Annotated in this window: 14 protein-coding genes; 2 read left to right on the top strand and 12 right to left on the bottom strand. The window is 46.1% G+C overall.

Annotated elements, in window-relative coordinates:
• Window positions 1-148 precede the first annotated feature (148 nt).
• From BN93_RS13940 to BN93_RS13885, 12 genes are all read right to left on the bottom strand, one after another.
• Window positions 149-1,456: a hypothetical protein gene (locus BN93_RS13940; RefSeq protein ID WP_232211195.1), complete on the bottom strand. Its 1,308-nt coding sequence runs from the start codon at window positions 1,454-1,456 to the stop codon at window positions 149-151.
• Window positions 1,457-1,476: 20 nt separating this feature from the next.
• Complete coding sequence (locus tag BN93_RS13935; protein ID WP_044260926.1) at window positions 1,477-2,766, bottom strand: oligosaccharide flippase family protein; 1,290 nt, start codon at window positions 2,764-2,766, stop codon at window positions 1,477-1,479.
• 37 nt (window positions 2,767-2,803) lie between these two features.
• Window positions 2,804-3,688, bottom strand: a complete 885-nt coding sequence (locus tag BN93_RS13930) for an AAC(3) family N-acetyltransferase (RefSeq protein WP_232211194.1) — start codon at window positions 3,686-3,688, stop codon at window positions 2,804-2,806.
• 29 nt (window positions 3,689-3,717) lie between these two features.
• A complete protein-coding gene (locus BN93_RS13925; protein ID WP_019188935.1) occupies window positions 3,718-4,755 on the bottom strand; it encodes a chain-length determining protein in 1,038 nt (345 codons plus the stop codon).
• Between the two features lie 19 nt (window positions 4,756-4,774).
• Window positions 4,775-7,312, bottom strand: coding sequence for an SLBB domain-containing protein (locus BN93_RS13920; RefSeq protein WP_044260924.1), 2,538 nt, complete (start codon window positions 7,310-7,312; stop codon window positions 4,775-4,777).
• A gap of 389 nt (window positions 7,313-7,701) precedes the next feature.
• On the bottom strand, window positions 7,702-8,193 hold the full coding sequence (locus tag BN93_RS13915) for a lipocalin-like domain-containing protein (protein ID WP_052311387.1): 492 nt from the start codon (window positions 8,191-8,193) through the stop codon (window positions 7,702-7,704).
• Complete coding sequence (locus tag BN93_RS13910; protein ID WP_394329935.1) at window positions 8,190-9,755, bottom strand: capsule assembly Wzi family protein; 1,566 nt, start codon at window positions 9,753-9,755, stop codon at window positions 8,190-8,192. The genes BN93_RS13915 and BN93_RS13910 overlap by 4 nt, the downstream gene beginning before the upstream one ends.
• A gap of 1,666 nt (window positions 9,756-11,421) precedes the next feature.
• Window positions 11,422-13,695, bottom strand: coding sequence for a RelA/SpoT family protein (locus tag BN93_RS13905; RefSeq protein ID WP_019188930.1), 2,274 nt, complete (start codon window positions 13,693-13,695; stop codon window positions 11,422-11,424).
• Window positions 13,696-13,972: 277 nt separating this feature from the next.
• The gene (locus BN93_RS13900) at window positions 13,973-15,328 is read right to left on the bottom strand and encodes a lytic transglycosylase domain-containing protein (protein ID WP_044260951.1); all 1,356 of its coding nucleotides are present in this window, start codon (window positions 15,326-15,328) and stop codon (window positions 13,973-13,975) included.
• Between the two features lie 61 nt (window positions 15,329-15,389).
• Window positions 15,390-16,124 (bottom strand): DUF5683 domain-containing protein, encoded by a 735-nt coding sequence (locus BN93_RS13895; RefSeq protein WP_044260922.1) that lies wholly within the window; start codon window positions 16,122-16,124, stop codon window positions 15,390-15,392.
• Between the two features lie 16 nt (window positions 16,125-16,140).
• Window positions 16,141-17,037 (bottom strand): ParB/RepB/Spo0J family partition protein, encoded by an 897-nt coding sequence (locus BN93_RS13890; RefSeq protein WP_019188927.1) that lies wholly within the window; start codon window positions 17,035-17,037, stop codon window positions 16,141-16,143.
• A gap of 252 nt (window positions 17,038-17,289) precedes the next feature.
• Window positions 17,290-18,054, bottom strand: coding sequence for a ParA family protein (locus BN93_RS13885; RefSeq protein ID WP_019188926.1), 765 nt, complete (start codon window positions 18,052-18,054; stop codon window positions 17,290-17,292).
• 302 nt (window positions 18,055-18,356) lie between these two features.
• Here BN93_RS13885 and surE point away from each other — a divergent pair, with 302 nt between their 5' ends.
• Window positions 18,357-19,133, top strand: coding sequence for a 5'/3'-nucleotidase SurE (gene surE / locus BN93_RS13880; RefSeq protein ID WP_044260949.1), 777 nt, complete (start codon window positions 18,357-18,359; stop codon window positions 19,131-19,133).
• A gap of 271 nt (window positions 19,134-19,404) precedes the next feature.
• Window positions 19,405-20,556 (top strand): lipid-A-disaccharide synthase, encoded by a 1,152-nt coding sequence (gene lpxB / locus BN93_RS13875; RefSeq protein ID WP_019188924.1) that lies wholly within the window; start codon window positions 19,405-19,407, stop codon window positions 20,554-20,556.
• The last annotated feature ends 144 nt before the right edge of the window (window positions 20,557-20,700 follow it).

The raw sequence follows: 20,700 nt of genomic DNA, 5'->3' as shown, positions 1-20,700 counted from the left end.
AAGGGAGTCTCTCTTAATTGACCCAAGTAGAGAGCTTTTCCTAGACACACTATTGGTAATCAAGCGAATTAACAATATGATGTTGAGGCTAAAACCAACGTTATGTCCAACAGGATAATAAAGAGCATTCGTCATTGTATAAGGTGGATTAAGTGGGTGTTTTGTTCTTGACAAGTGGACTTTCCACCATCAGCAGGATAATGAGCAGAATGAACATTCCACTAGACAACAAGGTTGTGAATATTGACGTGTTAAGCAGAAAGGACAACGTCGGGAGAAAAACAACGAAGAGGTCTTTCAGTTCATACCTAAACGCTATTGCGTTGATAAATTGTAATAACACGAAGAAGAAGACACCTATAATAACAACACCCGACAATCCCCAAGCCGCTATACCATCTGTTAAAAAAAAGTTGGCATTGGCGTTTTGCGTTCCATGTGCAACAACAACACCCAACGGAACGTCATAAGGATAGGCGTTGGTTATGGCGTTTACAATGTTGATGTGTGAATAGTGCGTATAGGGATGCTCACTGAAGAAATGCAAATAGAACTGAGACAGCCAACCCGCCACACAGACAGTTCTTAAAAGCACAATTGCACCAACAACAAAAAGAATCTCGTTATCTTGGGCAAAATAAAGCGCAAATGATATTATTACCGTGGTGACAATTATAAGCGAATGCAGTCTTTGGGATATGGTTTCGTGCTTTAGTTGCACGACAAAATAGAGCGCAACCAAGACAAAGGGCATAACGAAGGTTATCTTTTGCATGTCTACCATGAACAAGAGAATGTAGCCGAATAGTATGGCAAGCGCCTTAAGCCATTTTTTCTCTCGCAGATAACAAACCAATAAGAATGGATAGAATGCGCCCGAAAGCCATCCTTGAAGATAAGCGATGAAACCTCCGCCACCGTTTATGGCCTCTGAATTTTGGCTACGTAAGTCGTATAAGACATCAGATTGCGTGAATATGTTGACAAAATGCATCGACTTCATCCTCGACAATACGAAAATAGCCGTTATAATCAAGGTGATGATTTCAATCCACCGAAAAGATAATGCAGGCCGTAGTTCAAGTGGTTTGAAAAGATTTCGCCAACTTTCCATCCCAAAGTAAACAATGAAGAACAAACACATTACGCAAGCGTAAGAATAAAGGCTATAAGCATCTATGCCGTTGGTGACGAATAAAGCGTGTATAAATGGAATGTAAACCAACAGATACAAGAAAATGCAAAAATAAGAAGACATGCTCTTTATGCCCTTATACAGGGTAAAGGGAAGGATTGAGAATGTTATCCACAACGTCTTTGGGAGCGGTTCCATTTCAATATAGTCTAAGCCCATGTAATAAAACAGCTTGAAGACAAAATGCTCGAACATGAAATCATAGGTCAGGATGTATGCCGTTATACATAGCATACGTCCCAACAAACTGTTCGCATTCATTATGTACCCTATCGCCTTTCTCATAACTCCCATGTGCGAAATATGAAAAACAGAAGGGCAAGGATACAAAGAGGAAGACTCTTAATGAAGTCTGACAAACTAAGATGTACAAGTCCTAACACCTTCCTAAACAGGAGCATCTTTACCGTTGCGCATCCTACGGAATAAGAAATCAGTATGGTTGCAAAACCATATCTGTAATTGCAGGCAAACAGGATGCAGCCAATACCGACAATGAAATACAACAGTTCGTAGCGTAAAAGTATGTGCTGCTTATTAATTCTCCTAAAAAGGGGTATGAGCGGTTGCGTAAGGATTGTAGACATGGCCCAAAGCGAAAGGCATATCGACATGCTGCCTGCCTCGTGCCACTTGTCACCTAAGAACCACACAATGAGTTTGTCGCCACCTAGACAGATAAAAAGGGTTGGAATGGCAGACAACAGGAGTGTGGCATTAACTACCTTCTTAGTAACTTGTTTGATTTTGCCTTCGTCTTCGGTGTCACAAATCTCTTGATAATACACCTTGCCTACTGCCGATCCGACAAACGACATTGGCAAGAGTAACAGTTGAAGTATGATGGAATAGCAACCGATGATGCTTTGACTGAAAAAGGCGGATAAGATTAACAATGGTAAGTTGAATGCGGCAAACGACAATACGCTTGCTGGGGCATCGTACAATGGGAAACTTTTGTTCTCGAGAGCGCACCTACCCAACGAAGGAAACGAGATGGGCCTTGCTCCAGGCATCTTAATTTTCATCAGGACAAAAGCGACAAGGAATAAGGCTGTTATTGCCTGGGCAAGAACCGTACCTAACAGCAGTCCGTTGGCAACAGTTAGGCCGACAGCTCCAAACACAATACGGAAAAGCCCTTGTGAACCACCCTGGATAATGTGGTTAACGGACAATATGGTGTACTGTTCGTGTCGGTTACTTACATTATAGCATACTGCATGTAGAATAAAAAAGAACAAGTATATCATTAGCAACGTGAACGAAGGAAAGCTATTGAAAAAGGAAATGTCTAACGACTTCCCTAATACAAACGTTACACCAATCAATAAAGTGGTTGAACAGCCAAGCAAAAGACATAGGGCAACAATGTTCTTTTCTTCTCGACGGTCTATCTTCACTATGGCATTCTCATATCCTAAGAATATAAGAACGGTGACAATCGATATGAACGAAGAAAACACTCCCCACTCACCGAAATCTTCTTTCTCGTATAAACGCGAAAGAATAGGCGTCACCAAGAATGGTAATATGTACATGATGATATTACCAAACGAGAGCTTTAGCATGTTGCCAAAAGCTTTGTTCTTCCGTATGTCGTTTAACTTACTGTTCAATATTGTACTTTGAAGGTGATGGCACATAATATATGGTGACGCCTCTACGTCCCAATTCAAGCATTTTCTGCAAGCAGGGTGCTGAATGGAACACCTTAATACTCAAGTTAGAGAGCCTTGTGTGCTGATAACAGTCAGCGGAAAATCTCTTAATTATTCTTCCTTCCCTAGACCTCCGCTCCAAATTTCCCTCTAAGCAGGTGTATTCTTTCACTTCTCCAGAGGACGTAAGGTAGCGGTAAGTTTTCTCTTCGGTGAAAAACTGCGCCCAATAAGGATGTTCTTTATACAGTATGGCCTCAACACAGTGTACGAATGTACCAATATAAAACTTTGGAAGACCGATGGAGAACACTAGTGCGTTGAGCTTTGTCATTCTATACCACGGCGAAAGCTCATCCCAACAGTTAGTGCTCTTATGGTGGTCTTTAGTGAGCCATTCAGCATATTGTCCCCATGCACATACCGAATGCTGCACATTGATGCTGCGAACGACGCCAGGGAATGTTCTAAATGTTTCTGCCAAATAACCAGCCTTAGTTGGAGCTGTCGCTTTGTCGAAGATATAATTGGCATCTTTCTGAAGAAGAGGGTCGGGAAATGCAGGCATGAGGAGTGTGCCTTCTTGAGTTAGCACTTTCATAACGGCAGTTATCAGTTCTTCAGCTGTGCCTTTATAGTTATAAAACTCCATCATTGAGGCGTGTATGCAAACAACACTCCCTTTCTTCATTCCTAACCGTTGCATCTCTCTTACGATGTCATTAGCCGTGTAGGTTTTATGGTATACCAGTTTTCCTATTTCCTTATGTATCTTCTTTTTCAGCAAAGAGAAGTCCTTGATGCCTGTTATACCTTTAACAAATAAACCCAATCGAGTTATTATGGAAACACCCATACTAATCAATTAAATAGTTTGCCAAGTTCTTTTCGCAATAACCAAAGCGATTGCACTACGAAAACCAACAGCATTATTGTCAGGACAAAGAACATACGCTTGGGACCTGCTGGTTTAAGAGGAACTGTAGCACCTTTTAATATGGTGAAAGCAGGTGTCTTCTCTTGAACTTTTGCTTTTGCCGACTGGAGCTGCGTAGCTAGCGTAGTATATGTGTTAAACTTAAGTTGCATGTCGTTCTCCAAGTCTTCTCGCTTTGCCCGGAAACTCTCCAATATCAAATCTGTGTTTGCGTCCGAATAGCTAGTATATAGCTTACGCGACTTTTCATAAGCCTGTTTAGCCTCCTGCACCAATTTTTTGTAGTACTCCATGTCATTGCGCGCCTTAGTTGTTCGATACTCTGTGATGAATGCTTGAAGTTTATTCCTAACAGAATCTGCAAGGGTTTTACAGATTAGGGGGTCTTGCGCTTGTGTCGTTATCGTAATAACCCCATTCTTCGAGTCCACACTTAGTTTTACAGCATGGCGTATTTGTTCCATTACAACACTTTGTTCTTTTGTTAAGTTGTAAGGGTTAACAGCTGTTTTCGGCAACACCTCTTCTTTCTTTTTCAAAAAAAACAGAGCATCTTCCCACCATGTTTGCTTTTGCCTATTAGCAAGATAGTCGTAATAGGAGGTGTAGATAGACTTATCTGACGTTTGAACCGGAATGGTGAATAGGTTCGAAACAAATTTGTTGTCTTCCAACAACGAAGGGTAAAGCAATGGGGTGATGGCGTCTTTTGACTGTATATCCGAAAGGTCTATTCCCAACGATGACGCAATGCTTCCCAATGCTCCCCCTTTGCCAGGCGTTTCTATTTCGGGTGCAAGCTTTGTATCCGTTTCGTAATAGCGAGGATAGCCGATAATATACAGGCAAGAAAGGATAAAGGTTATTGACAAGACTTTTGTGTAGCTTATCCTTTTAATCCATATCTTTCTTAACAACGAACGTAGGTCCACTACGTTCTTGTCGTTTTCCACGTTTTCCATATCGTCTATATGTGTATTGTTACTTCATCAAATTCGCAATCGTGGCTATCAGCGTGGCAAGACCGGCCATCGTTGTTCCTACCGAGAGCCATTGGGTAAGTGCCTTGCCATTGTTTTCGGGCTTGGTGGGCACCACAATCTCGCAACCAGGAAGTATTTTTGCGTTATGCCCAACGCGCGCCACGGTTCCATTCATATATATAATATAGGTGTTACTCTTCTTAGAACGGTTTCCAAAGCCACCTGCTTGATTGATGTACCATGCTGGGCGACGACCTTTCTCGTAAGCCACCGTATTGGGATACATCACGTTACCACTAATCTTCACCGTTCCGTTGTATTCGGGCACGATAAGCTTATCGCCTTCGCGCAACACGAGGTCGGCGTCGCCACCAGGTTCGGCCAATGCCTTTTCTAGTTCGATACCCACATAATAGGTGTCGCCAAGGTCTAAGCGTTTCTTTTCCACCGAGTCTTTCTTGCCACTTTGCATCTCGGCCAAGCGCAAAACGGTTTCCATGCGTAGCCGTTCATCGGGCGTGATGCGGCGTTCTAGTCGCGCACCGCGAACATAAGCCAAGTCGGTTACGCCGCCAGCCCGCTTAATGGCATCGCTAAGACGTTCGTTCTTGCTCGTAAGCGTATAGGTTCCTGCGAACATCACCTGACCTTGCACGGCGATATTCTTCTGTACATTGTAGCCGGGGCTCTTTCGTACATACACCTCGTCGAAGGGTTGCAGCGTAAATCCTGTTTCTCCGTCTACCACAAACCCGTCTTTAAGGGCAAAGGTATAGGTACGCGAGATGACCGAGTCGGTACTCAGAGCCTTAGGGTTGACGATGCGCCGAGCCACATCCACCTTAGTAGTAGATGCCGACTCTCTCAGTCCGCCCGCTTGCAGAACCAAGTCTTCAAGTGTTTCGTTGGCGGCATACTTGTATATGCCAGGATACATCACCTCGCCATGTATGGTTACGGTTTGTTGTTGCATCATCTCGCCCTTTGTGGGAACAAACAGCACATCGTTCTTTTGTAGGGGAATGTCGGCCACCTTGCCGCTCATAATTCCTTCAATGTCAACGGGTATCACCTCCAAAGTGCGGTCGGGGCGCATGCGATGCATCACGGCGCGTGCCGTAAAAGCCTCTTCGGTAATGCCTTCGGCGTGCTCTATCAGCGTGCGAACGCTGTTGATGGAGCCGCCAACCTGGTACATACCAGGGCGGAACACAGCTCCTTTCACTTCGGCCATGTTTGAAAAGCGCGGCAAAATGGAATCAACGCTAACCGAATCTTCATCGGCTAAGTGGAAAGTGTTGAGGTCGAACTCGTCTATGTTAAACACCGAATACTCGCGCCCTGTCTTTCTCACCAGCCTAACCGTCTTGGTGTAGGCATCGCCCGTAAAGCCGCCAGCGTATTTCAGCAACGTACCCACACTCTCATTACGTTTCATTTCATAATACATGGGGCGTTTCACCTTACCCGTAATGTTCACCAAGCAGTCGTATGCGCCAACCACAACCACGTCGTTGTCAGCCAATCGCACGTTACCCGTTAGCTTGCCATTCAATATATAGTCGTAGATGTCTACCACCGTAACAAGCTTATTTTGCCGATACACCTTGATGTTACGCAGCGTTCCTAAGTCGTTTATGCCGCCAGCCATGTATAAGGCATGGAAAACCGACGCGAAAGCTGATAGCGTATAGGTGCCAGGCTGTTTCACTTCGCCCATCACGTTCACCATAATGGTGCGCGTTTGACCCACAGTTAAACGCACACGCGAACTGCTATAACGCGAACCTAGCGTAGAACGCAGGCGTGCGTTGGCCTCGGCCACGGTAAGTCCGCTAACCTGTACAGGTCCGAAACCTTCGATAATCACGTCGCCATCGGGCGAGACAGTTGTCTGTTCTGACTTCTGCGATGCGCCATAGATGTCAATATTAACCGCATCGCCAGGCCCCAGCCGATAGTTTTGGGGTGTGGCGATATTCATGTTGGGTTCAAACGACAGGTCTTTGCGGTTAAAGATGTCACGTCCGAACACTTTTTTAGGCATCTTGCCCACGTATATTTTCAGTTTCTCTCGTTCCCGTTGTGTGGCCGAGTCGGGCAAAAAATCGTCCAACTCTTGTTGCATCAGCCTATGGTCAGCAGTATTCCGTTGTTTTGTTGGCAAGTCGCCTTCTTCTTGCTGTGCACCCCTCACCATCATGTTGTTCTTCACGTTCTTCTCGTCTTTCTTGTTTTCGCCGTTGTTCTTCCGCATACGGCCGTCTTCAAGCTTGCTTTCCTTGTCGGTGCTATTGCTCACTTGCCCTAGGCCCTTATCTTTGGCCACACGTTCGTATGCTTTTTTAACGCGCCTTATTTGCTGAATGTCTACGCCACGCTGCATCAGCTTGGTTACTATTTGGGTCTGCGAGGTACCTGCCTCGTGCTCTTTAAGTACAAACTGCATCACTTGCGAGTCGGTCATAGACGATTGTGCCCTTAGCCCAAGCGAGCAAAGGGTCATCAGCAGCACAAGTAAAAGACTTCTTTTCATCTCCCGTTTTTATATTTTACTTCATAAGCAAGTGGTCGTGCCTTTGTGTCACACATATATAATGTGTGCCCCTATTTTCGGCTGCCACTGCAACGTATTTTTTGTTTGTCCTAATTGTAAAAGCCCTTTGGCTTGTTTCTCTTATGTCGGCCTGCCGTTATTAATAATGATGCAAAGCCTTTATTTAAACTCCTTGTGGGGTGTTTTATTGCATGCACCACCTATAAAAAATGTTTGCTTGGCGTTCCTTACTCCTTTCAGATAACCGTCAAGGCACTTGCCTTCTACTTTTCGCAGACCATGCAAAGATACAAATAAAAAGTTGCTTTCCTACTCCTTAACCTGCATTTTTGCATTTGCCCCAGCACCAATGCACATAGGCCATGAGCCTAAAACTTAACGAAATGCAACCTACATTTGCGTGAACTTAAAACCATCCGCGAACTGCTTAGGTCATCAATCTTGAAATGCTCGTTAAGGCTGTTTACACCATAGTGCAGTAGGATTTCTGTATTTTCTAATGGTTTGTCTCCATTCTCGCGGTCGTAAAGATAGGGTTCCGAAAGCAACAAGCTGTCGCCCTGCCTTTCAAAACGCAGCAAACATTTGCTTATTTTTCCGTCAACGTCTCTCAATTCAAGCAGTTTGTGTTGAATGGCCCAAAACAGGCGCTTACCCAGCATCGTATTTACGCCGCCCGTGCCAATGCTGTCTATCTGTTGCAAACGCCAATAGCCGTCTAATTTCTTGTTGCGCGAAGTCTCTAGCTCGCAACTGCCAAGCAGGGCCAGCACCATCAGTGCCATGCCAACAAATTTCACCAAGCCCATAGGCCTGCATATCTTCGTATTCTGTGTCATGTTGTTTGTCTTACCTTTCATTTAAACAGCCCTTTCTTAGCCACAGTGAGCTGCACGCCCCACTTGTTACCCAATATCCGTCCCATGTCTGCACCCACTGCGGCAGCCACATTCCAGTCGTTGCGCAGTTCGTACTTGCCTTCTAGCATCAGGCTAACGTTATGTTCTTTCTTCTCGAAGGGGTCAGAATAAGTGCCAAGTCCATTTTGATAAGTGGCAAGGAAACGGTAACTCAATTCGTCTGTGGGCTTTCCCCCGATGCCAAGATGCCAAGCCACAAAGCGATTGTTGGCTACATTGATGTTGCCATTGGTGTTATAAATGGGCGAACGATAAAGCGGATTGCCCATTACCTGCCCCCAATGCTGCCAGCCCGTATAGATATAGTGGTTGTAATAATTGTCTTGTCCGCCCAAGTGGTCGGCAATGGTGTTGGTGTGGTCGTGGTAGATAGGGCCGCTTTGGTACTTGGTGTAAAGGTATTCAAGCACCACATCGGTAATCCATCGTCCGTATTTAAAGTTCAGTTCCGCCCCAAGCATCCAGTCTTTAAGGTCGTAAACAAAAAAGCGGCGTTTCTTTTTCTGCAACCATTCGTCGCCCGTACCATATCCGTCGTAATCTAGTTGCAACATCGACGAATGGTCTTCGAAGTACTTGTCGGCATAAACAGAAAACCGCCATGTGTCTGCATCGTAGTTCACCCGTGCCAACCATGCGCCAAGTTGGTTGCCTTCGGCGTTTTGGTAGGTTGTTTCACCAACATCGGCGCCACCTGGCAAGAAGGCCTTTACAAACGATTTAAGCCCCGTTCTGCCACGAATAACCTTCATCGTGCCATCGTCTAGCGGTTCATAAGAGGTACCACCAAAGGTGGATGCCATTTCCAAGCCCAACTCTAACGACAGAGGCGTGAACCGTTCGGGGTTGCCAATCATAATATAGCCTGCCTTACTGTGGTAAAGCACGTTCTCGGTATATAGGTGTTGCTGACCAGTAAAACGTTTCTGCCAATTGTCGTCGGTTGTTTTTCCGTATGCCACGTGGCCTTTAAGGTGCAACCATCCATTGCCAAAGGGCAGGGTCCAATAATCTGGTAGTGCCAAACGCACCTGCGGAACGGGGCGCGCATTGATGCCAAGCAACTGCGAACCACTGCTTAAAGCATTGTTTTTCAATTCCATGTTGTGGCGTTTGCTGCCGATGGTGAGCGTGGCATGCAGCCAACGGGCCTGCACAAAGGCTTGGTCTACTACTATCCTGCTTGTGAAACCTTGCGTTAGTGCCACATTCAGCCCATAACCCATCCCCCATCTGCGAACAGAGTCGGTGTTTAGCGGACGTTCGATACCAGCCAGTAAATATCCGTTGGTCTTTTCCAGCGAGCTTAGTCCGTGTTTGTTGGCGTTTAGCCAAAGGGGTGTTTGTCCACTTGATTGCGTGGCTTGCACCTCAACGCTATACCCCAACCCTTTGCCAAGCTTTATCTTTCCGTGTTCGTTTGTTTCGCGCCATGCCTGTGCCTGCGCAGTGAATGCAGGCACCATACATGCCAAAAGTAAAGCAGTAAAATAATGTTTCATACTTTCTAAACAACGCAAGACGTTTAATATTATTTTATATCTCTTGCATTTTCTTACTTTATTTGTTTTTTTAGATGCCGTAGTCGTCCTGACTTTTAACCCAAATCGGTTGTTGGCCTGTGCAGACCTTGTTTGATTGTTGAGCGTATTGTCTGTTTTATTCTTGAAGGCGTAGCGGGCTATGTCGAGAGAATAAGACAGACAAGATGCCTACAAACAAACGAAAGATGAACAGGAAACGTTGGAAACAACCTAAAATAATTGCAGAGCGTCCTGACGGCCGATTGGCGTATAATCAAAAATAGATTTTAGAAAAGATTGAAAGGCTGTATGCTATTGCCGAAGTCGTCTTGACGTTTACTATTTCTACAACTTGAGAGGAGTTTGTTTTCTTTGTGCTTTAAAACTGAAACAAACTCCCCATTCATGTACGAAGAACCTGGATAAAGGTACGATAAAACCTGAAATACTGCACCATTTGTCTGTGGCAAAACATGCTTATATTTCAGAAAGTAACCTGACGGATGTTGGTCCATACATTCTCTACAGGTTGAAAACCGCCTGTCGAAGGCAGGTTACTTCTGCGTTTGCATGATGCTGTATGTGAGTGGCATGCCCTGCAACCGCTCGCGCTAGCCGTCGCAAGCGTACATGTTTTCGGTGCCGTTGCTCACTCGCACGAGTTTACGGCATAATGAATTTTGTCTAATTTCGATAACAAATTTAACACTGTGAGTACCCTTTTTGTTCACCAATCGCCCACCCTGCCGCAAAAAATCGATTCTCGCGAAGGTTGGTTTTGATGCAAAAGGGGGGTAGCCTGTGAATGCTGCAAAATGAATTTTTATTTAAAAAGACGGCCATTTGCACCAGATTTTGGGCTATTCGCCGCTAAATGCACTGCGTTTTGCTGCTAAATGCACTGCGTTTTGCCGCTAAATGCACTGCGTTTTGGTGCTAAATGCACTGCGTTTTGGTGCAAAACACAAGGCAAAATGGTGCAAAACGCAAGGCAAAATGGTGCTAAACACAAGACGAAAAGTATAAATATCCACAGCAATGGTATAAACAAAACCTTTTAGAACCACTAGAAACATGGCCGAAAAGGGCAAAATGTTCGTTAAAAAGTGGGATTTTAGGAGCTAAAAGCCCGTAATTGGGTGCAAAAAATAATGAGCTGGCAGCCAATCTAGAAAGGCCAAATGGTGCAAAATGCAGGTTTTTGCCTAAAAATAGACAAAACAAAAGGGGTGAAAAACTAGAAATAGGGGCAATTTACCTACTTTTGGGACTATATTTTCGCTAGAACGGAGCGAAAACTAGGGCGATGTTGTAAAATAAAAGATAACAATTTAAGCTTTTGAATTAATGAGTTTTTGAGCTAATGAATTTGTGAGTTTTTTGAGTGTTTGAGTTGATTAGTGGTTGGGTTGATTAGTTTGGCATCACAGAGCGAACAAAATCCTCTTGATTTATAGAAACATTAAAAGTAAAGACGACTTCATTGATTAGAGTGTGCGCTTGGATAGATACAAACAAAAAAAATCGCCAACCGCTGAGATATTGTGCAGTAGTTGGCGAGATGTCTGTCGTCAGACTTAAGTTGCTGTAATCTGACTTAAACCTGAAATATCAATGGGAACACTTATGTATGAAGTGTTTTTGTTTATAGAATACGTTGCACTTCGTGAATGCCGTCAATGTCTTTCAGCTTATCTATAATCTGTTGTGTTTCGTTTCTGTCGTGAACACGCAGCTCGATAGTTCCGTCGAAAACGCCTTCGTCGCCCGAAATAACAAGTTTGCGCATGTCGATGTTCAGTTGGCTGGAAATGACTTCGGCCACATCGCGCAGCAAGCCATGACGGTCGATACCGCGAATTTCTATTGTCGCCTCGAAGAACATCTTGCCGTGCATGTCCCATTTGGCATCGAGAATACGGTTGCCATAGCTTGACTTGAGCCGATTGGCAACGGGGCAAGCGCGTTTGTGAATTTCGATGCGGCCCTTATTATCTATATAACCCAAGATGTCGTCGCCCGGAATGGGGTGGCAACACGAGGGGAAGATGTAGCGTTCTACCGATGTTTCGGTGATGATGCAGGGCAGTTTCTTGTTGAAGTCCTTTCCCACAACAAGCAGGTTTTGCTCGTCTTTCTCCGTTTTGTTGCGGCGTTTCTCGCGGCCCATGAAAGGCATGCGCTTCAACCAGCTAAAGCTAACGTTGCTTTTCTTCTTACCCAGAATTTCGTCTAGGTCTTTTTCACCCAAGATAACGGTTCTGTCGCCCAAGTGTTGCAACAGTTCTTCTGGTTTTTGCAGTTCGTGCAGCTCGCAAAGTTTGTCTAGTATAGGCGTTGTTTGCTCTAAGTTGTGCTTGGCAAGCCATTCTTTCAGGATGTTTTCTCCTTGCTTTTGCAGTTCGCGGTTGGCCCGTCTAAGTATGGCTTGTATCTTTCCGCGCGCCTTGGCAGTAGAAACAAAGTTAATCCACGATGGGTCTACGTGTTGCGATTTGGACGTTAAAATTTCCACCTGGTCGCCACTTTGCAGGCGATGACTAAGCGGAACGAGTCGATGGTTAACCTTTGCACCGATGCAATGGCTGCCAAGGAAGGTGTGCAACTGAAAGGCGAAGTCGAGTGCGGTGCATCCTGCGGGCAACATCTTTATTTCTCCTTTCGGTGTAAACACGAAAATCTCGGATGCAAAGAGGTTCAGTTTGATGGCATCGAGAAAGTCCATAGCGTCGGGCTGCGGGTCGTCTAATATCTCCTTGATGGTTCGCAACCAGTCGTTCAGTTCGCCTTCGTCTTCTGTTATCTCTTCTCCCTCCTTATATTTCCAGTGTGCAGCAAAGCCTTGTTCGGCTATTTCGTCCATGCGGTTGCTCCTTATCTGTACCTCAATCCAGCGTCCTTGCTTGCTCATCAGTGTTACGTGCAGGGCTTGGTAGCCGTTTGCCTTGGGGTGGTTGAGCCAATCGCGCAGTCTGTCGGGGTGAGATTTGTATAGCTGACTTATCTTTACGTAGATGTTGAAACTCTCGTTTATTTCCTCGTCCTTGTTTTTGGGTGTGAAGATGATGCGTACAGCCAGTATGTCGTAAATCTCTTCGAAGGCCACATGCTTGCTTTGCATCTTGTTCCAAATGGAGTAAGGACTTTTGATGCGCGCTTTTATCTCGTATTGTATGCCCATTTGGTCGAGAGCTTGCCGTATGGGGTCGGTAAACTGCTGGAAAAGAATTTCGCGTTGCTCTTGTGTCGATGCTAGTTTAGCCTCGATAGAGGCGTATTCTTCGGGATGTTCGAACTTGAAACTGAGGTTTTCCAGTTCGGTTTTTATCTTGTTCAGGCCAAGTCTGTTGGCCAAGGGGGCATAGATATAAAGCGTTTCGCCCGCTATCTTGTATTGTTTGTTGGGTGCTTGACTTTCCAAAGTGCGCATGTTGTGCAGGCGGTCGCATATCTTGATGAGTATCACGCGTATGTCGTCGCTCATGGTTAGCAGCAACTTCTTGAAGTTTTCGGCTTGTGCCGAGGCTCTATCACCGAATATTCCACCTGAGATTTTAGTCAGTCCGTCAACGATTTGGGCAATTTTCGAGCCGAAAATGTTCTCAATGTCTTCAACGGTATAGTCGGTGTCTTCCACCACATCGTGCAGCAATGCGGCGCAGATGCTGGTAGACCCCAGTCCCATTTCCTCGCAGGCAATTTGCGCCACAGCTATTGGGTGCATGATGTAAGGCTCGCCCGAGAGCCTACGCACACCCTTGTGGGCCTCTCTTGCGAAGTTGAAAGCTTTGGTGATAATCTCCTCTTTCTTGCGGTGCGGCGAGGCCATATAGGTTTCGAGCAAGTGCTTGAAAGCCTTGTTCACCATCTGTTCTTCTGCTTGTTCTCTGTCTTTATCTCTCGTAATTTGGTCGGTCATATCGCTGCAAGTTATGAAAATGAGCCAGTATATGTTGTGCGCTTGTGTTGAAAATCGGGTGGATGGGCTTTACACAGCTGTTGGGAGTTGTGGCTTACCGCCCCTTGTTGCCGTCCCCAATTTTCGTGTCGCACAGTGTTGGGGGCCTTTTAGTGGAAAGTCGAAAGGAGTTCAGTCAGACCTGTGCATAGCGAAACCATGTTTTTTCTGGCATCGGTTGTTAATCTGACGGAACCCCTTCCTTTATAATTATAGTGAATAAAGCGTTGCTAGGCTGTTATTTCACTTTGAGTTTCTTCCCTGCTCTGATGTTCGTGCCACTGATCTTGTTCAGTTTTTTCAGCTGTTTCACAGTGGTGTGGTTGCGTTTGGCAATCTCAGAGAGCGTGTCTCCGTCTTTAATCAAGATGCTCTTACCGCCGCCGTCACTGCGTTCACGACGTTCGCGTTTTTCGCGCTTACGTCTTTCCTTTTTCGATTCGTGTTTCCTGCTACTATTGTTGCGCGAGGGAGAATTGGATACAGGTGCCTCGGCCACTTCTACTTCTCGCCTTTTAGTAAGCAAATCGTCGCTGTTGTAGGCAAAGATTTCTTCTTGCTTGTCTATAAACTTGTTAACCATGCTGGCGGGCAAACGGAGCGTGGCAGGTGCCGAAGCACCGCATACGATGTCTTTGCGATATTGGGGGTTAAGCGTTTTGAGCTCTGCCAACTCGATGCCCAACACGCCTGCCAATTGGTTGAAGTGTATGTCGCGATGAACAACCACCGTATCCGTCTTAACGGGCAAGGTAGCCGTCATGGGACAGATGTTGTGTTCGCAGTAGTAGTTCATGATGTAGTTGGCGGCGATGAAAGCCGGCACATATCCTCTCGTCTCTCGTGGGAGGTAAGGATAGATTTTCCAATAGTCTTTTTCGCCCTTGGCACGATGTATGGCTTTGTTGATGTTTTCGGGGCCTGCGTTGTATGCGGCGATAACAAGATTCCAATCGCCGAATATGCGATAGAGGTCGCTAAGGTAGTGTGCGGCGGCGTACGACGACTTGGCGATGTCGCTGCGCTCGTCGATAAGCGAGTTAACTGTTAGTCCGTAATGCTTTCCCGTGTTCAGCATAAATTGCCACAGACCCGTGGCGCCAACCCTAGAAACGGCCTTGGGATTAAGCGCAGATTCGATAACGGGCAGGTATTTCAGTTCGAGCGGCAGGCCGTAAGCTTCGAGTGCCTCTTCGAAAATGGGCATGTAGAAGTTGCTTGCGCCCACAACGTAGCTTACCGAGCGGCGCAACTTTCCGCTATAACGGTCGATGAACTTCTGCACCACGTCGTTATAGGGCATCTCAATGATGGAAGGTATTCGGCTAAGTCTTTCAATGAACACCTCTTTTGGGAAACTGGGATTAACGTTAGGCATGTTACAATCGGTAGCAGGCCTAAGGTATTTCTCCGCATTGTATTGTTTGAGCAGACTGTCTAGTTCGTAGGTCATGCCCTCTGGCAAGTCTATTACTTCGTTTTTGCCATTCGCTGTTGTCACCGTGATTTCCTTATCATCGTTGTTGTGCTGTGCCAATGCGGGCATCGCGCAGCTCAACATCATGGTGGCTAACAGAAAATTAAATCTTTTCATGCTGTATTTCATTGTTCTTATTATTCAATCTGTACGCACGTGCGTTACTCTATAGCTTATGTTAGAATGTTAGACTGCAATGCAGACCGATGGCCGATGGTTTGAAAGACGTGCCAGCCAAAGGAGTGTTCATTACGGCAGGCTCGACGCGGAGGGTGAGATCGTCGGATATGTCGAACTCAGACAGCGACGCGTCTACGTATGCATCGACGATGGAAAGGGCGTAAACGCCCAGTAGGCAGAAGAAACTAAGGTCGCGCCAACGGCGGTAGCGGTCTTTACGACTTTTGAAGATGCTTTGATATTGCTCCTTGTTTTGGTCGGTTATTCTTGTGCCTAGGTGCAAAAACTGGTTGTAGCTTTGCGTGGTTGGGTCGGTGTCCATAATGTCTTGGTAGGCTTTTGAGTAGTCGCGAAACATCATGTTGTTCCATTGCATGGCGTAAATGCAACCCACGAAACCGCCATACACCAATGGTAGTTTCCAGTATTTGCGGTTATATATTTGTCCTGCGCCTGGCAGAACGATGGCCAACCACATCGCACGTTTGGGATTAGGCCGCCATGTATCCCAGTCACGTTTCTCCTTTTTCTTTTGTAGTGTCGGCGTAAGGGCTGTTCTCAGGCTGTCTTTTTCTTGCGTCAACACCTCATCAGTAATAGTTGTTGAGAGCGTGTCGCCCAGTGATTGGGTTTTCTTCGAGTTGTCGAAATGTCCTTGTGCAATGGATGCAACGCTGCCAAAAGGCGACAGCAAAGCCATCGTCATTAACAGTTTGGAAATCTTCGCACTCATTTCTATCACCTTTTGCTTATTGTTGTTCTTTTAGCTTGTCGAACGCTGCCATGATGCGCGCAAGTTCTTCTTCGTTGGCGAAAGGAATGCTAATCTTCCCTTTACCTTTGGGCGAACAGGTCATCTGAACCTTGGTGTCGAGAAAGTCGGAGAGCCTTTGCCTTATCCTCGTTACCTCTTCTGGTATCGGTGCTTTGGTGGCAATGGTTTTCTTTCCGCTTTGAATGTCTTCGCCATTTTTTAGCTTTTGGGCCAACTCTTCCACCTTTCTAACCGAGTAGCCGTGCTTTTGTATCTCACGAAAGAGTTTTATTTGTAGCGACGGACTGTCTATGGCCAGCAATGCGCGGGCATGTCCCATGTCTATTTCTTTCTTTTGCAGGGCCATTTGCACCTGTGCGGGGAGTTTAAGCAGACGTAGATAGTTGGTGATTGCCGTGCGACTTTTGCCCACGCGCTCTGAAACTCGCTCCTGTGTCATACCTTCTGCCGAAAGCAAGTGCTCGTAGGCCAATGCAATTTCGATAGCGTTAAGGTCTTCGCGTTGGATGTTTTCAACCAACGCCAGCTCCATAATGCTCTCGTCCTTGATGGTACGGATATAGGCAGGTATGGCTTGCAAACCGGCCAATTGTGATGCACGCCAACGCCTTTCGCCTGCGATGATTTGGAATTTGTTGTCCTCAACCTGTCGTAGCGTGATGGGTTGGATGATGCCAATCTCGTTAATGCTGTTGGCGAGTTCTTGCAAAGCATCCTCGTCAAACTCTCGTCGGGGCTGATTGGGGTTGGGTTCAATCTGCTCTAACGGGATTTCGTTGATGGTGGAGCTGCCTTGCGGACGCACGCTCTCTGTGGAGATAAGCGCATCGAGTCCTCTGCCTAGGGCGTTGAATTTCTTATGTACTGCCATTTAGAAATGTTCGTTTATGAGTTACACGTTGACAGGCCGACGAGTTTCAGCAGGATGTAAACTGCTTGTCATAGCCCGTCAGGCTCTCAGCTGTGTTCTGATAGTTGTTGGCGGCATGTTTGCCTTTTGCATAAGCCCTTTGGGGCAGCTAGCGTGGGCATGCCACTTCCCAATGTCTTTTTGCGCAGCATTTGGTGTGTCGGCCGCGCCAAGTTGTTGCCTTTGCAGCGTGGATAAGGGACTTGTGGCGGTTTAGTTGCCCTTTTCCATAATCTCCTTGGCCAGTGCCAAGTGGTTTTTGCTGCCTGTCGACTCGGCGTCGTAGAGAATAACGGGCAAGCCGTGACTTGGACTTTCGCTCAGTTTCACATTGCGTTGTATCACCGTTTTGAACACCAACTCTTGGAAATGTCGCTTTACCTCATCGTAGATTTGGTTGGCCAAGCGCAAACGGCTGTCGTACATCGTGAGCAAGAAACCCTCAATTTCCAACTTCGGATTCAGCTTGCTCTTGATGATTTTGATGGTGTTGAGCAACTTGCTGATACCTTCCAGTGCGAAGTATTCGCACTGAACGGGGATGATAACCGAGTCGGCCGCGGTGAGGGCGTTCACGGTGATGAGACCTAACGATGGCGAACAGTCGATGAGAATATAGTCATAATCCCCCTTGATGCCGTCGAGCAGTGTTTTAAATACGCGTTCACGGTTTTCGATGTTGAGCAGTTCTATCTCTGCACCTACAAGGTTGATATGGCTAGGGATGATGTCAAGACCGTCGATGTCGGTGGTGTAGATTGCATCGCGTATGTCAGCATGGTCTATAATGCATTCGTAGAGCGAGCATTCCACGTCGTTTAAGTCCACTCCAAGTCCGCTTGAAGAGTTAGCCTGCGGGTCGGCATCTACCACCAGCACGCTTTTTTCTAGTGTAGCCAACGAGGCAGCGAGATTAATTGTTGTGGTTGTCTTCCCCACGCCGCCCTTTTGATTGGCTAATGCAATAATTTTTCCCATAACCTTTTTTTTCCTGGTTGTTTTTAATAGAATGCAAAGATACATATTTTACATGAAAAAGCACTATATTAAAGCTTTTTTCGTACTTTTGCATGTAAATATTCAAGCTTACTTAGCATTATAAGCGTAAGTAAATGCATTTGCATGTAATGGTCAAGGGACGGTTGTTTGCTTTTCTGAAAAGGCAAACGGCCGCTCGTAAAACTGATGTTGAGCTTGACAAATGGGCGTGCCATTGCGCATTCGAAACGGGCTTTGGCAGATGCTTGGATAACAGACAGGTAACGAAAATAAGGAGAAAGATGGAAGTAAAGAAACCACTTATATTAGTATCTAACGATGATGGCTATCATGCCAAGGGCTTACGCTCGTTGGTGGCCATGCTTACCGACTTTGCCGACGTGGTTGTTTGTGCTCCTGATGCTGGCCGTTCAGGGTTTGCAGGTGCCTTTTCGGTGGCTAAGCCCTTACTGCTTAAAAGGCGAAAGGATGTGGCGGGAGCTCCAGTATGGTCGAGTAACGGAACGCCTGTCGACTGTGTGAAACTTGCTTTCAGTGAGTTGTTTGCCGAACGGCAACCCGATCTCATTCTGTCGGGCATCAATCATGGCGACAATGCTGCCGTGAATGTTCATTATTCGGGCACGATGGGCGTGGTTATCGAGGGATGCTTAAAGGGTTTTCCTTCGGTAGGTTTCTCGCTTGCCGACCCTGATGAGGATGCCGACTTTGAGCCTTTGCGCCCCTATGTGCGTGATATTGTGAACCGGGTGCTTGCCGAAGGCTTGCCCAAAGAGGTGTGCCTGAACGTGAATTTCCCACGCGCGCAGACGTTTAAAGGGGTGAAGGTGTGCCGAATGAACAGGGGTACGTGGGTGAACGAGTGCGAGAAACGAACGCATCCTCATGGTTACGACTACTTTTGGATGGCTGGACATTTCCAAAGCGATGAGCCTGATGCGCAAGATACCGACCATTGGGCCTTGAAGAATGGCTATGTGGCCATTGTTCCCACGCGAATTGACGTTACTTGCTACGACTCGTTACAACGGATGAAGGCATGGGAAGAGGTGTTGTAAGTAGTAAGTTGTAAGTGATAAGTAGTAAGTTGTAAGTGGAGAATGGCATGAAGTAAAGGAGTTAAGCCTGCCACTTGTGAGTTTTTAAGTTTATTTGTTCAAAAGTTAACGAGTTAACAAGTGGGCAAGTTAGTGAATTGGCGAGCAGATAAGTTAATGAGTTAACGAGATACAAGTTAATATGCGCAGCCATTTTTTCACCTTTTCACCCTTTCACTTTTTTACCCTTTCACTTTTTCACCTTTAAAAAGCCCTTTCACCTTTAAAAGTTATGCGTTATTATTTAATTATAGGCGAGGCCTCTGGCGACCTTCATGCCTCGCATCTTATGCGTTCGTTACAAGCCGTAGACACTGCGGCCGAGTTCCGTTTCTTTGGCGGCGACCTCATGGCAGCCGTTGGTGGAACGCGCGTAAAGCATTTTAAAGAATTGGCATACATGGGCTTTATCCCCGTGTTACTTCATCTGCGCACCATCTTCCGCAATATGGCATTCTGCAAAAAAGACATTGTGGAGTGGGCACCTGATGTGGTTATACTTGTGGATTACCCTGGTTTTAACCTCAATATCGCCAAGTTTGTGAAGTCGAAGACACGCATCCCCGTGTATTATTACATCTCGCCTAAGATTTGGGCGTGGAAAGAATACCGTATAAAAAACATTAAACGAGATGTGGACGAGCTTTTCTCCATCTTGCCTTTCGAGGTAGATTTCTTTGAGAAAAGGCACCATTACCCCATCCATTACGTGGGAAACCCAACGGCCGACGAGGTCCGCAGTTTCCTTTCCACTTATAACGAAGGTTTCGAACAGTTTTGTAAGGCAAACGCATTGCAGGCCGATAAGCCCATATTGGCACTTTTGGCAGGGAGCAGGCGGCAGGAGATTAAAGACAATTTGCCGGCTATGATGCAGGTGACGGCACGTTTTCCGCAATATCAAGCAGTGTTGGCTGGTGCGCCTTCCATTGCGGATGAGTATTACGAAGGTTTCATTCGTGGGTCGCAAGTGCGATTGGTGAAGAACCAAACCTATCTGCTGTTGGCGCATTCAACAGCCGCTTTGGTAACAAGCGGTACGGCAACGCTCGAAACGGCCTTATTTAATGTGCCGCAGGTGGTGTGTTATAAAACGCCTGTGCCACGCCTCATCCGTTTTGCTTTCAACCATATTATCAAGGTGGAGTACATTTCACTGGTAAATCTTATTATGAATAAGGAAGTGGTTAGCGAACTGTTTGCCGACCGCTTTACCATTGACAACATTGCCCATTGCCTGCAAACGCTATTGCCCGGCGGTGAGGCGCGCCAAGAAATGCTTAACAACTATGCCCTTTTGCAAAAGGTGTTGGGCGATGATGTGGCACCCGACAACGCTGCCAAGCTTATGTATGGCATGTTGAAAGACGTTGGCTCGAAATAGGAATTGGCGTTGTTGGGTGGCTCGTAAGTGATTTATGGTGAGGATTATACGCTGTTAATGCTTCTAAGAAAAGCCCTAACCGATATATTTAAGGCTTACTTATGGAGCGGACTTAGTCTGTGTCCGCTTTGCTACAAGCCTTTT

Source organism: Prevotella conceptionensis 9403948 (assembly GCF_000312305.1).
GTDB classification, from domain to species: domain Bacteria; phylum Bacteroidota; class Bacteroidia; order Bacteroidales; family Bacteroidaceae; genus Prevotella; species Prevotella conceptionensis.
This window is presented reverse-complemented; position numbering and strand designations above follow the sequence as displayed.